Origin of the sequence: Paraburkholderia sp. MM6662-R1, assembly GCF_050436245.1 — a bacterium.
Taxonomy (GTDB): Bacteria; Pseudomonadota; Gammaproteobacteria; order Burkholderiales; family Burkholderiaceae; genus Paraburkholderia; species Paraburkholderia tuberum.
Window position 1 is genome coordinate 2026153 of record NZ_JBNDLV010000004.1, and the last position, 15648, is coordinate 2041800.

The 15648-nt window shown below is 61.2% G+C and carries 12 protein-coding genes and 1 pseudogene; 3 read left to right on the plus strand and 10 right to left on the minus strand.

All coding sequences use genetic code 11. The features are described 5' to 3' along the window. Window positions 1–115: 115 nt before the first annotated feature. Window positions 116–520 carry a cytochrome ubiquinol oxidase subunit I gene (locus tag OKW39_RS39205; protein WP_429565094.1) on the minus strand — a complete coding sequence of 135 codons (405 nt, stop codon included), beginning with the start codon at window positions 518–520 and terminating at the stop codon, window positions 116–118. 175 nt (window positions 521–695) lie between these two features. Further along, window positions 696–1211 (minus strand): hypothetical protein, encoded by a 516-nt coding sequence (locus tag OKW39_RS39210; protein ID WP_429334216.1) that lies wholly within the window; start codon window positions 1209–1211, stop codon window positions 696–698. 475 nt (window positions 1212–1686) lie between these two features. Between OKW39_RS39210 and OKW39_RS39215 the strand changes: the two genes are divergently transcribed. Further along, window positions 1687–2100, plus strand: coding sequence for a hypothetical protein (locus OKW39_RS39215; RefSeq protein ID WP_429565095.1), 414 nt, complete (start codon window positions 1687–1689; stop codon window positions 2098–2100). 60 nt (window positions 2101–2160) lie between these two features. On the opposite strand, the gene OKW39_RS39220 is transcribed toward OKW39_RS39215, so the two are convergent. Next, entirely contained in the window at window positions 2161–2832 is a 672-nt protein-coding gene (locus tag OKW39_RS39220; protein ID WP_429334214.1) for a response regulator transcription factor, read from the minus strand. A gap of 277 nt (window positions 2833–3109) precedes the next feature. Then, complete coding sequence (locus OKW39_RS39225; RefSeq protein WP_429562353.1) at window positions 3110–4132, minus strand: IS30 family transposase; 1023 nt, start codon at window positions 4130–4132, stop codon at window positions 3110–3112. A gap of 389 nt (window positions 4133–4521) precedes the next feature. Between OKW39_RS39225 and OKW39_RS39230 the strand changes: the two genes are divergently transcribed. Then, complete coding sequence (locus tag OKW39_RS39230) at window positions 4522–4908, plus strand: DUF3331 domain-containing protein (RefSeq protein ID WP_429565096.1); 387 nt, start codon at window positions 4522–4524, stop codon at window positions 4906–4908. Between the two features lie 139 nt (window positions 4909–5047). Here the strand turns inward: OKW39_RS39230 and OKW39_RS39235 are convergent, their stop codons facing one another. The 5 genes and pseudogenes from OKW39_RS39235 to OKW39_RS39255 all read right to left on the minus strand — a co-directional run bounded on the left by OKW39_RS39235 (window position 5048) and on the right by OKW39_RS39255 (window position 12806). Beyond that, a complete protein-coding gene (locus OKW39_RS39235) occupies window positions 5048–6493 on the minus strand; it encodes a two-component system sensor histidine kinase NtrB (RefSeq protein WP_429565097.1) in 1446 nt (481 codons plus the stop codon). Between the two features lie 830 nt (window positions 6494–7323). After that, window positions 7324–7536 (minus strand): annotated as a pseudogene (locus OKW39_RS39240) (helix-turn-helix domain-containing protein); the annotation flags it as partial. A gap of 795 nt (window positions 7537–8331) precedes the next feature. Then, window positions 8332–10464 carry an ATP-binding protein gene (locus OKW39_RS39245; RefSeq protein ID WP_429565098.1) on the minus strand — a complete coding sequence of 711 codons (2133 nt, stop codon included), beginning with the start codon at window positions 10462–10464 and terminating at the stop codon, window positions 8332–8334. Beyond that, window positions 10461–11612, minus strand: coding sequence for a substrate-binding domain-containing protein (locus OKW39_RS39250; RefSeq protein WP_429334210.1), 1152 nt, complete (start codon window positions 11610–11612; stop codon window positions 10461–10463). Before OKW39_RS39250 ends, OKW39_RS39245 begins: the two co-directional genes overlap by 4 nt. A 717-nt stretch (window positions 11613–12329) precedes the next feature. Beyond that, on the minus strand, window positions 12330–12806 hold the full coding sequence (locus OKW39_RS39255; protein ID WP_429565099.1) for a hypothetical protein: 477 nt from the start codon (window positions 12804–12806) through the stop codon (window positions 12330–12332). A gap of 666 nt (window positions 12807–13472) precedes the next feature. Between OKW39_RS39255 and OKW39_RS39260 the strand changes: the two genes are divergently transcribed. Continuing rightward, window positions 13473–13913 carry a response regulator transcription factor gene (locus tag OKW39_RS39260; protein ID WP_429334208.1) on the plus strand — a complete coding sequence of 147 codons (441 nt, stop codon included), beginning with the start codon at window positions 13473–13475 and terminating at the stop codon, window positions 13911–13913. A 60-nt stretch (window positions 13914–13973) separates the two neighbouring features. Here the strand turns inward: OKW39_RS39260 and OKW39_RS39265 are convergent, their stop codons facing one another. Next, entirely contained in the window at window positions 13974–14645 is a 672-nt protein-coding gene (locus tag OKW39_RS39265; RefSeq protein ID WP_429334207.1) for a response regulator transcription factor, read from the minus strand. Window positions 14646–15648: the final 1003 nt, after the last annotated feature.

The window sequence follows — 15648 nt, forward strand, 5'->3', positions numbered from 1 at the left end:
ATGCGAATCGGCACGGTCGCCAAGCGTTGCGGTAGGCGACTGTCGCTGCTTGGGAAACGGCTTCGCAGAACTGATAATCTGAAAAATCGCGTTTCCATTCCAGAAGCCAATCACCTCACCTGTCGTCACACCGCTCGTCACGATCCGAAGGACGTGGTAGATGCCGAAGCAGAAGATAAACCCGTAGACCGCAACATAAAGCGCCAGCGTCGCAGCTGCGAAGTGCGCGGAGAAGGCCGGGCGTCAATGCGTTCGCGGTACGCAGAACGCCCCATACGGCCCATGGCTGCCGGCCAACCTCAGCAGTAAACCAGCCTGCCAGGATCGCAATGAAGCCAAGCGGGAAGCTCCAGGCTACCGGCCAAAGAAGCCATCGCTGCTTCTGCAGCCTGCGACCTAGCGCCGCGGCGGTACCGATCCATGGTGGGTGGAGGACTGCTTGAACAGATGAACAGCAGTTTCCGTCGCAACGTGGCAAAGACAGGTGGCCTGACATGCTGCACGACGATCTTCGAACCATGTGCAGCTAGTGAGATCAGACAGGCGGAGAGAAACAGATAAGCGGTTACTGGATGCAGACTCGACACAGGTCGACCGTTCTCCGGTAAACGTTGCGGTTAAGCCAAGGGACAAACGTATATTCGTCATATGCGTTTGAGCCGATGTAGATCCAGTGGTGTAAGGAGTTGGCCATGTCAGTCACCTTGGCATGAAGTCGGGCGAAAAGTGTTGTCTACGCTTGGGATGCGCGGTGACAGCACGGATAGTGGGCACGCGTGATTACCGGTGCGGTGGCGGCGGCCATGGCTTCTCTCTGCGGACACAAAGGCGCAGATGAGAAAGAGCGCTTTTGTTGCGCAGCCGATGAAAGACACGGCCGGTTGGAGCAGCGAGTCGTTGAACTGGAGGGCAATCGTCGGTGCGACCGCCAGTATGCTCATCGCGCGGAGAAAGCAGAAAAAGGGACGTGCGATTCGTGCTTCGAGTACGACCGCGAGCCCGGACACGGTCACGATCAACCGTGTGCCTATCGTCGTGGCGAGCGCGGTGTCGCCGTCTGTCATTGCGAAGTCCAGAGCTGTCTCGATCAGTGCCCACCAGCAGACGACGAGCGCTGCAATGATGACCGCGCGCCCGGTCGGCTGACTGCAGCCGCTCGCGTGCGGTTCCGCCTGCGGAAAAAAGCGATGACCTGTACGTTTGCTGAGCATGGTTCAACCTTCGCGCGGGCATGCTGAGACGAGAAAGCGCGTTCGACAGCAATTTGCGAATTGCTGTCGACGCGTGAACAGCTTGCGAGGCATTGCTTCCGACAGACGGGACGGCGGACCTGTCATAACTTCGAAGTAGTCACTCTTCGAGCCGCACCGCCTATGGTTGCCAAGATAGGACGAAGATTGGTATCGAATCCATTCTCCGAATGTTTCGACTTCTGCCAACCGTTGTTTGCCGCAGCTATACGCCGGTATCGCTCGCGCTACCGGCGGGCCCAATGAGAGATGCCGCAGGTGCAGGGTTCTTTCCCAGTCGCTACAGACGTGGGGTGGCGTCATACGGCCCGATGGCATGTCCACGACATGACTGCTTGTTGGTCAGCAACGGTGGCGTTTCGGGATTGAGGACGACGCGGCCCGCCCGGCATAGGGCGGCTACAACCTCGAACGGACATGGGCAGCGTTTCGAGCGATGGCGCGCACCACAAGCCGCAATGTCGTGCCGAGCTTCTGGCTATGCATTCCGGAAGGGATAGCGGAACATACGCCGGTATATTGGACAGGTCAATGCTTGCCCTCACGAAGTCCATCCAGACAGCAGCTGCCGACTCCCGTCTTTGGGACGGTCTGGATCATCGACGACGATGAATCGTCGCGCCTCGCAAGCGAAACCCTTGTGCAGTCGATTGGCTATTCCGGGATGTCGGGCCTGGAGTTGCTCGATCGTCTTGTCGTGCTGGGCGCGGCGCCGCCGACAATCTTTGTGAGCGCGTTCCCCAGCGACGGTTGCATTTGCGGGGGGAAGGCGAGCCCGGCTGTCGCGCTCCTCGACAAACCGGTGAACGCGATAGCCTTGAAGCGCGAGCTCGCCAATATCCGGATCTGAATGGTGACGCGCAAGGCCGGAGCTGTGTCGAACTCTTCTGTCACGGTCTCCAGATAGCGCTCAGGGGCGCGGATGTCCCTGCTGGGGGCCGATGTCGAGTGCGGCGGCCTTGAACACGAGGTCCGCGAGTGAGTGCGCGCCCATCTTCTTCATCAACTGACCGCGATGGATCTTGACGGTGATTTCGCTTACGTTGAGCTGGACGGCAATCTGCTTGTTCAGCATTCCGCTGACGACTAGCGCCAGGATCTCGCGCTCGCGCGGCGTGAGCGACTTATAGGCCTCGCGTAGAACATTTCGGCGGAGTTCCTTTTCGAGGCGCTGCGCGTCTTTCGATATTGCCTCGGAAATCGCGTCGAGCATGTCCTGGTCGCGGAAAGGCTTCGGGAAAAAATGGAACGCGCCGGCTTTCATTGCACGCACCGACATTTCCATGTCCCCGTGACCGGTCATAAAAAGCACCGGCATATGTAATGCCTCGCGCGCCATCGCCTGCTGGAAGGCCAGCCCGCTCTCGCCTTTCAGCCTGACATCAAGGATGAGACAGCTAGGACCGCCGGGTTTGCGAAAATCCAGGAATTCGCGGACGGAACCGAACGGCTCGACGCGATACCCCACTGATTCCAGCAAGTCACGCAACGCCAGACGCATGGACTCTTCGTCGTCCACAACGAAAACTGTGGAGCCGGGGATTCCGCTCGTGGACGGCGGCGCATGCCTATCGGTAGCCATAACAAATTCCTTGAAGAGCGCGCCCGAAGGTTCAGACACTTCGCTTGCCCGATCGGGACGCGTCGCGGCCGATCCAGGCAATGAGACGCCAAGAAGTATGACACGGCATAGCCCCAGGTATGAGGTCAATATCCAAACGCAGCTTTGCGGCCGCTTGCGGGGATCCGTATGCTGGAATCGACGTCTGGAAGAGTCGCACGAGCGGTTGAGCATAAAAACCGGACTGGCTTGCAACATATGGAGAGGGCGGTTTCAAGAGTGAAGCGCAACAGCGGGTTTAATGTTTAGAGCCTTGAGGTTGACTTGCTGATGCGAGGGTCGCGGCGAAGACCTCGAAGGGTGAATGGAAGTTGTGAGTTGCACGAGGCCGGCTGTTCAGACTGTCGGCGATGGCGTCGAGTTCGTCCTGACTGTAGACCGAAAGGTCTGTGCCTTTGGGCAGATACTGTCGCAGCAGCCCGTTGGTGTTTTCGCAAGTGCCGCGTTGCCAGGGACTGTGCGGGTCGCAGAAGTACACGTTCACGCCGGTTGCGGCAGCGAGCTCTTTATGGCGCGACATTTCTTTTCCCTGGTCATAAGTGAAGCTCTGGCGCAGTGGCGCAACAATCGAATTGAGTTTGGCAGAGAAGCCCGCCAGCGCGGAAGCGGCGGTGGCGTCTTCCATCTTGGCGAGCAGCACCAGGCGGCTGGTCCGTTCGACCAGCACGCCTACCGAGGACTGGTTGCCGGCACCCTTGATGAAGTCGCCTTCCCAGTGCCCAGGCAGCAGTCGGTCTTCGATTTCGGGCGGCCTCACATGAATACTGACCATGTCGGGAATCTGTCCGCGCCGGTCGGTGCCCCGTGTACGCGGCATGCGCGTGCTGTGGCCATGGCGTAAGCACGCAATTAGCTGACGGCGCAGTTCGCCGCGCGGCTGGGCGTAGATGGCCGTGTAGATGGTTTCGTGCGAAACCTGCTGGGTCGGGTCGGTCGGATACATACGCTTCAGTGTGCCCGATATCTGCTGGGGTGACCATTTCCACTCGAGCAGGGTGAGAACGATGCGCCAGCAGACGCTTTGCAGGCAAAGCTTTGTGGGGCTGCGACCTGCGCTGCGGCGTGCGGCACTGAGCGCTTCAGCCGGCACGGACGCGTAGCCAGCAGGCAAGCTGTTTCGCGCCAGTTCACGGCTAACGGTGGCTGGCGAGCGCCCGAGTATCCGGGCCATGGCCCGGATACTCGAACCCTGCAGATGCAGACTTGCAATGGTCAGGCGCTCTTCAGGCTGAAGTTGCTGGTACTGAGTTCTTTCGTGCATCGCAACACCTTATACGAAACAGGTGTTGCACTTCAGATTTGAGGCCGCCAGAGAAATATGTCGTTCGCATCGCAAGAGTGCTTCAGACCATATCTCTATGCCCGCGGCCAGGCGCGGCCCGCACGGCCCGCACGGCCCGCACGGCCCGACCTGGCGCGCGCAATGGCGCGCAGCAGACGATGCAGAACAACGTTCGCGCCCGGCCGATGCATGCTTGGCATCACGAAGGCCGCGGCCAGCCGCTGTTACCGACTGACGAGACGCGGACTGTGAATGGTGGATAAGTCGCCAGCATGCCCGTCGCGGGAGGAGAACGGCGCGCTGCCCTTCGCCGCGTCCCAAAGTCCAGAAGCAATGCTAACCCGATCGCTTTCGCAAGGAGTTTCCACATGCTGGCAAACGAAAACGTGATGGATCCGTGGGCGCAGACCATCTGTCTGCTGGGGACACCTTCGCGCCTGTTGGCCGCTGTGGAAGGGGCCGAGCAGCGCCGTCAGAAGGCGCACTGTGCCGATGGATGCTTTACCGCCGCAGTGACGCTGATCGACCGTCCGACGTCGTCGACGGCCACGATTGCCTGGCGCGATGCGACGCGCGGCTGTTTCGGCGACCAGGCCTGGCGCATGGCGCGCGCCCGCATGCCGGGCTTCTGCGCGATGAGCGGGCAAGCGATCAATCCCGGCGACGCCGTCTACAAGCCGACCTCACGCCCAACGCCCATCAATGCGGAAGCGATGATCCTGGCCTGCGTGATGCACGACGCAGCGACTCTCTGAACCGCGCACATCGTTTTTTGCCGCAGCGAACGATGCCTGCTGCAATTTTGGCCGCGCGGCGTGGATAGCGTGTCCGCGGCCTGCGTACGATGGATTCGGCAGTAGAAGTGTTTGGGGGAAACCCTTGACCGCGTGGGGGTCAAGCCATATGCGCGGGAGCAGCCCCAGAAGATTCATGTCGTTCGACTGGCAGGGTCAACCGGAATACCGCTCCGCGAGGCTGGTTTTGCTCAGCGTCGATGCGTCCGCCGTGGGCCTCCGCAATCGACCTGCAGATTGCAAGGCCCATGGCCATTCCCTCCGCTTTCGTCGTATAAAACGACTCGAACAGGTGTGGGAGGTCTGCTTCGTTTATTCCGACGCCCGTATCGCGAACCTGCATGAAGGCATAGCCGTGCCCGTCGACTCCGGTCGTAACCGTCAGTATGCGGTGGTTGTCGACGACGCCATGCATTGCCTCGATGGCATTCACGATCATGTTGATCAGCACCTGCTGCACCTGAACGCGGTCGCCGCTGATCGAGAGCGAGCTTTGCTTGAGTTCGCGCCGTAACTGAATGCCGTTGCGTGCGACGTCGGAGCGGGTTAGTGCAATCACTTCGTCCACCGCCTCGTTCACGTCCCAACGCCCAGCACGCGTCGGCGCCTTTTTGACAAGCGAACGCACACGAGCGATAACCTCGACTGCGTGGTTGCCATCATCGACGATGCGGGCGATCGCCTGAGCAGCCTTTCGCATCGCCGGCGGGTCGTGATCGAGCCAGTTCAGCGCCGCCGTCGCGCTCGTCATCATCGCCGCGATCGGCTGCTTCATCTTGTGCGCGATCGACGCCGTCAACTCGCCCAGGACGAGCACCCGATTCATACGAACCAGGTCGGATCGCGCCTGCTCCAGCGCGTCCTCGAGCCGTACGCGCTCGGTGATGTCATTGTTGGTCTCGAGGACCATGGAAGCGCGCCCGGCCGCATCCCGCTGCAAGGTGAGACGGCAAGTCACAATGCGCGGGGCGCCGTCGGCGCGACGCCTGGCGAACTGGCCTTCCCAGCTATCGTGTTGATGAAGCCGGTCAACGATCTGCTCGAGCGGTACGACGAATTGCGTGTTGAGCAATGTGTGCACGACCTTGCCTATGGCCGCTGCCCGGTCGAAGCCGTACAGTGCTTCGGCGCCACGGTTCCAGTAGAGGACCTTCCCGCTCATGTCCCACGTAAAGAAAGCATCGCGCGTCAGTTCGAGCAGGCTGGCCTGATATCGGTGCCGCTGTTCTGTGCGAAGGCTGCGGATAGTGAGAACGGTCACCAGTGCAATCGTGAGATTGCTGATCACCTCATTTACGATGCCCTCCAGGATGGGGCCGGCAGGGCGGGTGAGCCCCCAGCTGATCACCGCGAGCGCGATGCAGCCTGCGCCCACCAGCATGACCGTGCGCGTCGATCCGAATCTCGCCGACAGCAGCACAACAAGCACATACAACGTGGCGACGGCGATGTCGAGAACCGTGACGGTATCGGCGAAGAAGATCAGCAACGCCAGTATCGACATCGCGATCATCGCCCGTCCGTTAGGGAAACGAAGGACATTCATTTTCGTCTGGTCTCTGATGGACGCGCGAAGCACCGACGGACGTAAAGCCGCGTTGGTTCAGCGCTCAATCGACGGTTCAGGAGGGCGCACGAATGAATCTGTTTTGTCGCGACAGTATAGATCGCGCGGCATGTGACCGGACAGGTCACGGTCGCTCGCTCCGTGTTTCCGCGGATCGCTTTGCGCCGCAAAGACAACGGTCGCCGACAGCGCGGAGAACATCGCATATGCCGGTAATGGCAGCTTGTAACGAGGCGCATAATTAATCCGTCGGCAGTAGTCTGGTCATCCACAGTGGCCAAAAGACCGCGATATGGTGCCCGTCGCGGTGGCTGCACCTGTTGGCGACTTGTGCACCGCGGTAGGTCGTTAGCTACCAGGCTGAGGACCGCACTCGCTTTCCGATTCATTGCAACCGGACAATCAGGAAATCCATGCTTCCTGGCGGTGACTATTTTTGATGTCCCGCAAAACGTCGATGACGGTCTGGCGCGGTGGGAGTTCGCCGCGCTCGGAGCGGTCCGGAAGCCCATTCACTGTGACAGGAGATTTTGCGCTCGTGCGTCCAATCTTGAATACAAGCGCACCTACGAGTGCCGGTTCGATGCCTGTCGATGCGAAATGTGTGAAGCGCTCGCCCGAATCGGCACGACTGCGCGCCGTGAAGCGCTGGGCGGCGAATGGCTTGGGCAGATGCCGCTTATGGGGTGCCCGTCGCAGTCAAGGACAACATCGACGCCGCCGGGCTCAGGACTACGGCCGCCTGCGAGCCGTTCTCTTACACGCCGCACGAAACCGCTTTCGCAGTCAGCTACCTGCTGGACGCGGGAGGCCGCCGCCCGACGGCTCGAACTGATGGCCTGCGCGTGAACCGAAGCGTAGCCACGCACAGCACAGGTATTGCGTGCCAGCTCGCGGCTTACGCTCGAAGCCGAGCGGCGGAGCGTTCGGGCCATGGCCCGAACGCTCAACCCCTGCTGTTTCATGCTGGCAATAGTGAGACGTTCTTCAGGCTGCAACTGCTGATATGTTCGCGAATTCATGTGCGGACCTTAGCAGGTCCAAGGTGTTGCACTTCACAATTGAGGCCGCCGAGTGAATAAGGCTAGCTCGCAGTCGGACAGCGACATGCCGGACAACCACAATTCGGGTCAAAAGTCGGATTGACTCGCCGCATGGACAAACGGCTGCAAAGGCCGATTATGCAAAGTTGTCGATTATGGAAAGTAGTTGGTCGGAATCCAGGTGGAGAGCTGGTGGGCAGCGGCTAGCATGAATTCCGGCCTTTGCATAATCACAGCGCCTTCAGGAAGCTGAGGCACCCACGCGCTCAGCCGGCAACGAAAAGCGGAAGATGGCACCGCGCGGATCGTTTGGAGCGGCTTCCAGCCGTCCTGCGTGCGACTCCACAATCGAACGGCAGATCGTTAATCCCATGTCCTTGATGATCCTTGCGATGTTCTCGCACGTCCTTTCCACATTGGGCTCATCCCGCTGGAGCCACCCCAAGCAGGAACTGGCAGAGGTGACTATCACGGCAATGGGCTGTTTTAGCTCGTGAGACAGGGAGGCGGGCAGCTCTCCCAACATACTGACCCGGTTCATATGCACGAGATCAGCTTCTAGCCGGCAACGGTGGATCAGGCAGCTCCATGAACGCAACGGCTATCACAAAACGCTGATCGCCATTGCCAACAAGCATGCCCGCATGCTGTGGGTGATGGTCGCGAAGGACTTCGTTGTCTCCATAGCTGCGCCGTTTGCTTCCGGCGGGAGCGGTTGTCGGGCGGCGCTTGCGCCCGCTAGAAAGCGCCGCTTTTTCACGGCGCACACCCATTTCAGTCGATGGCACCGCGTGAACGAACGTCTGCACCCGTCGTGACACCGGACGGGCATGGCGACACGGCCAGGGTGAACTGAAACACGGCGCCGCGGGGCTCGTTCGAGCTCGCCGACAGACGTCCTCCGTGCGCTTCTATAATCGAACGACAAATCGAGAGCCCCATCCCCATGCCGCCAGCCTTCGTCGTGTAAAACGGCTCAAAGAGATGCTTCACGTTGTCGACCGCGAACCCGGGTCCCGAATCGCGCACGGAAACGAGGACGTGGCCCGAATTGTCGTTGGCGGTGCTGATGATCATTTCCCGCCGGCCGTCCTCAACGACGCTCATCGCCTCCACGGCGTTGATGATGAGGTTCAGCATGACCTGTTGGAGTTCGACGCGATCGCCTTCAACGGGCGGCAAGTCCTCCGCAAGCTGCATCCGCGTGGATACGCCGCTTTTCGCAACCTCACTGGACGTGAGGGCAATGACCTCATGGATCACCTCGTTCATCTGCAGGCTTTGCTTGAACGGCGGGACGTTCCGGACGAGACCGTGAACCCGGTTCGTGACCTCGCTGGCGCGCTTCGCGTCCTTGATGATTCGATCGAACGCTTGCCGGGCTTGCTCGAGAACCGGCGGATTGGCACCTAACCAAAGCAGCCCGGCCTGAGCATTGGCGACGGTCGCCGCGACCGGCTGCTTGATTTCATGGCTGATCGAGGCCGCGAGGTGCTCCATCGTCGTCACGCGATTCGCGTGCGCCAGCGCCGTCTGAACTTCGCGGTAGCGCCGCTCGCTCTCCCGTAGCTCGGCTTCCGCGCGCTTTTGCTCCGTGATGTCGCGTGAGATGCCGAGCAGGAACTGCGGCTCGCCGCGCGCATCGAAGATCGGGATCTTCATCGTGTGTACAAGGCGCGGCCCATGACGCGTTAGAACCCGTTCCTCCGGCACCTCGACCATCCGCCGCGACTCCAGCACGGCACGATCCTTCAGCGCAAAGAAATCGGCCTCCTGAACCGGAAACAGGTCATGGACGGATTTGCCGATGAGTTCCTCGCGCCGGTAGCCGAGCAGTTGCTCTCCTGCCTTGTTAAAGCGCACGAACTGCAGGGTCACTGCATCCTTGACGAAGACTACATCCGGGATGTTTTCGATGATGCTGTCCAGGAAATGTTCGCTCGCTTGCGCTGCCTCTTCGGCGCGCTGTCGTTCGGCGATCTCGGCCGTCCGGCCCGCAAGCGCCGTGGTGAGTTCGGCCGTGCGCTGCGTGACACGTGCCTCGAGTTCGGCGTTGAGTTCCTTCAGCGCATCCTCGGCCTGCCTGCGCTGGCGCCGGTCTTCGAGGAACTGCTCGACGGCGCGCGCCATATCGGCAATCTCGTCGCCGCCGTGAACGGGGACGCCGGCTTGCACGCTGTCGACGTCACCGTGCCGCAGGAAGTGGCTGACTCGGCGCAGCCGTGCCACGACGTGGCGACCGAGGAATGCGCGGGCGATCAGCCAGGCAAGCAGCAGGCTCACCGCAACTTCGCCGATGACCCACCTGCGCGTGCGGTCCGAGTCTTCGGCCAAAGACTGGACCGCTTTGCGGTAGGCGCGCGTGAAATAATCCGACTGCTGGCGCGCCGCGGCCGCCAAGGCGTCGGCCTGGCGGCGCAGATCGTCGTCCAGGCTGGCCAATGACGCGCCGGGCCGCGACGAGGACGCCGGCGCGGCTGCGGCGCGCAGCGCGGTTTCGCGCACCTGCGCCTCGATGTTGACTGTGTTGCGGAAGCGCTGGCTGGACCGATGCAGCGCCAGCGCATCGACGGTGACGGCGTCACTCGCCGCGGATGCCAGACGGTCTACCAGGCGGTCAAAGGATGCCAGCTGTTCGATGACATGCCGATGCGTCTCGCGCACAGCGTCCACCGTATCGTCACTGGACAACTGCAATGCCAGGCGTTCGATCATCAGCGTGCGCTGCGCCAGGTCCTGTGCATCTTCCTGGCGCGCCAACCGCTCTTCGGCCAACTGGCGGATCGCGTGGGCCGAACCGGCCAACGAGTAAATGGTCGTGACACCGACCGCGACCACCAGGGCGGCCAGGCACGAAGCGACGAGCGCAAACTGAGCGGTGAGCGACTGGGGGCGCGGTAGTTTCATGGGCGTTGCCAGACGCGGCGATAAATATCGCGGTAGCCGTTGGCGGGGTCGTAAATCAGACGATCACCACCGTCCGCGGCGATGTTGTCCGCCGTCACGAGATGCACCGGAAACACGTAACCCGTGACGTCTCCGCCGGCAAAGAGCCGGTTCATCTCGTCGACCAACTGCCAGCCGTGCAGATTCAGGGGTTCGGCCACGGTGCCGGTCTGGAACGTGCCCGTCCGGATACGCAGGAAGGCGGACTCGCTGCCGTCGCCAGCCGACAGCATGGCCATGGCGGCGTTCGGCATTCCGGCCTGGGTCAGCACCGGGGCGGCGTAGTCGAAGTAGATGTCGTTGACGGCCAGCGCATATGTCCAGCGCTTGCCATATCGCGCGAGCAAGGCGCGTGTCGCGCCCGGCATCAGTTCCTGGCTGCGCGAGATCGGCACGTCGCGCACATCGAGCAAGGTGCAGCCGCTGCACGCGCGCACGACGGCAGCCATTTCATCCGCCTTGCCTTGCGCAATTCGGAAATTGGAATCGGTGAAGATGATGACTCCCGCATGCCCGCCGGACTGCACGATGGCCGCCAGCGCGGTCACGCGCGCGACCTCGAGCGGATCCGTCGTCACGTTCATCGCCACGGGCGTGCCAGGCACCGGTCCGGCTCGGGCCGCGACATGCCAGCCGACGATCGGAATGCTCCGCTCGGCAAACGGCCGTAGCCCTGGCAGCAGGGCGCGTGCGTCGCCACCGACGATGATCAGGCCGTCTGGACCACTTGCCAGCGCATTCGCAAGCATCTTCAGCCGCAGGTCCGGCGTGCCGCCGGAGTCGAATATCTTTACGCTCCAGCCGATGACCTTGGCCGCCTCCAGCACACCGTCGACCACGCCGACGATGCCGCCGTTGCGCAAATCCTCGGCGACGATGGCGACGCGTTTCCCGGGTTGCGCGCGCGGCCCGTTGCGCGGCCCGTTCCAGGGTGCAGCGGGTTGCGCCGCCGCATCGACCACACGCTTCGCTTCGGCCAGGTGGTTACTCGCGGCGGCGACAATCGCGGTGACCGAGGCGGAAGAGGCGGTGGACACGGGGGGAGTCAACAAACCCTGCGCCGCGATAACCGACGGCATGCATACGCATGCCAGAATCAACGCCCTCATGCTGCTCCCTAACGGTCCGCCCGGGGTCGATCGACCCAATTGAAGACGTACCCAAATGCCGCTCGGAGTGCCATCCAAACAAGATACAGCCCAGGCCGCCGCGAGTCATCGTCGCGCTGGGGCAGCGGACTTGCGGGTCGCCGCAAGGAGCCCCCGCGGTGGCGTATCACCACTTGTGCAGTGCATTGGCGACCGCGGACCATCTGCCGATGCCGGGATAGCCGAGTCGCTGGCGCTGTCCGGCGCAAAGGCCGCCAATCATGTAGACAAGTCTGCCACACGTGACGCATCGATGATGCTTATCGCAGGCCGGCGATGAAGGGGGATAACCCTGGGCGGTTTCAAGGGTGAAGCGCAACGGGGTTAATGAAACGCAGGCGGAGGCAGTGAAGCGGCTTCGAGCATGCGTGCGAAGACCTCCAGAGGCGAGTAAACACTCCTGCGCAAACTGAACAAGACGAGCACTCGGACCTCAGAAAGGCCGCTTGACGTCGAGTGCTACCGGTGAAATGAGGGAAGTCGGATAGAAATGTATCGACTACTATTGGATGCAAACTCTGCAAAGGTCGACGGTTCTCCGGTAGACGTTCCGCTTAAGCCATGGGACATAGGTGTATTCGTCGTAAGCGTTTGCGCCGACGTAGATCCAGTTATGCAAACAGTTGGACATGAAAGTCACCTCAAAATGAAGGTTGGGGAAAAAGCGTTGTCGGCGCGTCAGTCGCGTGGCGGCAGTACGGCTACTTCAAAAACATGACTGTGGTTGCGCTTGTCACGACCATTCCTGCCAGACGAGGCGAACGCGCAAGCGAGAAACAATGTTTTCGTTACGCAGTCGATGAACGAGACGGCTGGTACCAGGAGCGAGTCTGTGAGCTCAAGCGGGATGGCCGGACCAACTGCAAGCACGCTCATCGCGCACAGAAAACAGAAAACGGGCCGCGCGAAGGGTGCGTCGCCTACGACCGCGAGTCCAGACACCACCACGATCAGTCTTGTGCCTACTGTCGCGCCGAGTGCCGCGTCGCTGTCGGTCAATGCGAAGTCCAAAGTTATCTTGATCAATTCCCACCAGCAGACAACAAGCGCCGAAATGGTAACTGCGAGCCCGGCCGGTCGGCCGATGCTGCTGCCGTTGGACGCCTTTGTTTCCGCCCGCGGAAAACAGCGATGACCTGTGCGTTTGCTAAACATCGTTAACCTTTGACGGGCATGCCGAGACGAAAACGTGTGTCTCCAACACGTAACGCATCTGAGCCTGTCGACGCACACAACGACTTGCAGGTCAACGCTCACCGATAGGCGGGGGCGGGACCTGTCGTGCCTTTAAAGGGAGTCGACTTGTCAGCAGCACCGCCTATGATTGCCAAGATAGACGGCCGGGTAGTATCGAATCCATTCTGCGAGCGTTTGGACTTTCGCCCACCGTTGTTTGTCGAGCTCATACGTCGGTATGGCTCGGCTTACCGTCGGTCTGAAAGATCCGAAGCGTAGGTTTTTGCGTTTGAAGACAACGTCGACGCGGGCCGCCGTGGAGCAGTTCAGTCGCGATAATCGGTAATGGAACTTGCCGGCCTGCGCGTCTCGCTCTGCAGAAGACTCTAGCAACCGTAAGGAAAAGATATGGGGACAGTCAGAAGAGGTTCGGGGGCAACATTCCGAGGCAGCACCGCGGCGGTCAGATTAGCCACGAGAGGTGTACTCAAGGTTCCTTGGACGGCGCTCGTACGATGAAACCCTGGGCGAGGGCGCGCCCGGCAAGTCTCGATGCGGGGGCCGACGCACTGCGTCTCATCATTCCGGAAGGGATAGTCAGACATACGTCGGTATGATGGACAAGTCGACGCTCCGGGGTCTAGATTGAATAAGCAATCATTGGCAAGCGACCTTATGTCCTCCCGAAGCCCCTCGCAACGACAGCCGCGGGCTTCCGTTTCCGGGATCGTCTGGATTGTCGACGACGACGAATCATCCCGCCTGGCGCTCGAAAGCCTGGTGCAATCGCTTGGCTATTCGACCGAAACTTACTCGCTGCCTGCGGACTATCTGGCGGCGCGGGCGTCGCACCGTCGCACCGAAAACGGAGTCCTGCTTTCCGACGTCCGCATGCCCGGCATGTCAGGACTGGAGTTGCTTGACCGTCTTGTCGCACTGGGCGCCGCGCCGCCGACGATCTTCGTGAGCGCGTTTCCCAGCGACGCGCTGCGAGCGCAGGTGCAGTCCAGCACAGCCATCACGCTGCTCGACAAGCCCGTGGACGCGGCGCTCCTGAAACGAGCACTCGGCAACGTCGGGATTTAGGCAGGGGCGCTCAAAACAGCGTTTTCGGACCTCTTTCCGTCAATGGCGGCTGGCGCGAGCCTAAGGGCGCGGCTTTGTTTGTTGCCGCCCAATTTCGAGTGCGGCGGCCTTGAAGACGAGATCCGGGAGTGAGCGCGCGTCCATTTTTTTCATCAACTGGCCGCGATGGATTTTCACCGTGATTTCGCTCAGGTTGAGTTGGGCGGCGATCTGCTTGTTGAGCATTCCGCTGACCACCAGCGCCAGGATCTCGCGTTCGCGCGGCGTCAGCGAGGCATACGCGGCGCGTACAGCCGCGAGGCTGTGTTCCTTTTCGAGGCGTTGCGAGTCTTTCGAAATTGCCTCGGAAACCGCGTCGAGCATATCCTGGTCACGAAATGGCTTCGGGAAAAAATGGAATGCACCAGCTCTCATTGCTCGCACCGACATTTCCATGTCGCCGTGTCCCGTCATGAAGAGAACCGGCATTTGCAGTCCCTCGCGTTCCATCGCCTGCTGGAACGCCAGACCGCTTTCGCCTTTGAGCCTGACATCGAGGATGAGACAGCTCGGGCCGGCGGGTTTGCGAAACGTCACGAATTCCTGCACGGAACAGAACGTCTCGACGGAATACCCGACGGACTCCAGTAGATCGCACAGCGCGAGGCGGATGGACTCTTCGTCGTCGACGACGAAGACTGTCGAGCCGCGGATTCCACCCGTGGACGACGGTACATGCCGATCGGTAGCCATAAACGAGTCCTCAACACGCCACAATGCGGCGGACAGATGAAACATTTCGCCCGCTTGACAGAGACGCATCCGCGCCTTTTTGCGCCCGTAAGACGCGTTTCAAGTATGACACGGTAAAACGGGAGTAGGTAAATGTCCGAATGGAGGTTTGCCGCCGCCCAAGCGGCCCGCTACCCTTGCATCTACGTCTGCAATGCGTCGCACGAAGCGGCTAGAACATGAACCGCGGCATGGGGCGAGGGTACACCCCCTGCTGGCCCCGCTTGACGCGGGGGCAGCACAAGAGCAGGAGATACCGGAAAACAGCTGCTGTTGGCCGCTGCCCGGCAGCACAAACGCAGCCGCAAACCGCCCCTGCCGCCGCGGGCTTTTAACCGGCGGTCTTAGGCGCGCTGAGTTGCTGCACGCGGACAATCGTGCCGTTCGACAGGGATGGCGAAGCGAAACACCGCACTGCCAGGCTTGTTCGGCGCCTGCGTCGATGCGCTCGCCATGAGTCTCGGCAATGGACCTGCAAATGGCAAGGCCCATGCCCTTGCCTCCCGCTTTCGTCGTATAAAACGATTCAAAAAAGGTGTTCCAGCTCTCGGTCGCGCAGCCCCACGCCGGTGTCTCATGCTTCGAGCGATGGTATCCGGCGCTCGCGGGCAACGATCACGCTCACCATATCGCGGCGTAGAGCCCCCGCTTTGGCGCGGTGACCCGGAAGAGCTGCTCGAGCAGCATGCGGCTACGGCTCCACAGTCGCCCACTCGCGTCGCGTAAGCAATCGTTATCGAAATCTCGGAGGCAGAGCCTATACGCCCGTATGTTCACGCAACACTGAGCACTGTGCCGGTGCATCCCAACGTAGAGGCGTTCCTTCCTTCCGTGTGATAGCCCAATTTCGGTCGCGGCTGTACCGTAAACCCATGCCCGATGCAGCCGCGCGTTGCGCCTACAACGGCCTCCGGTCTGACTAGCGCAGGCGGCTTCGAGCCAAATCGAGGTTCCGTCAAAACTT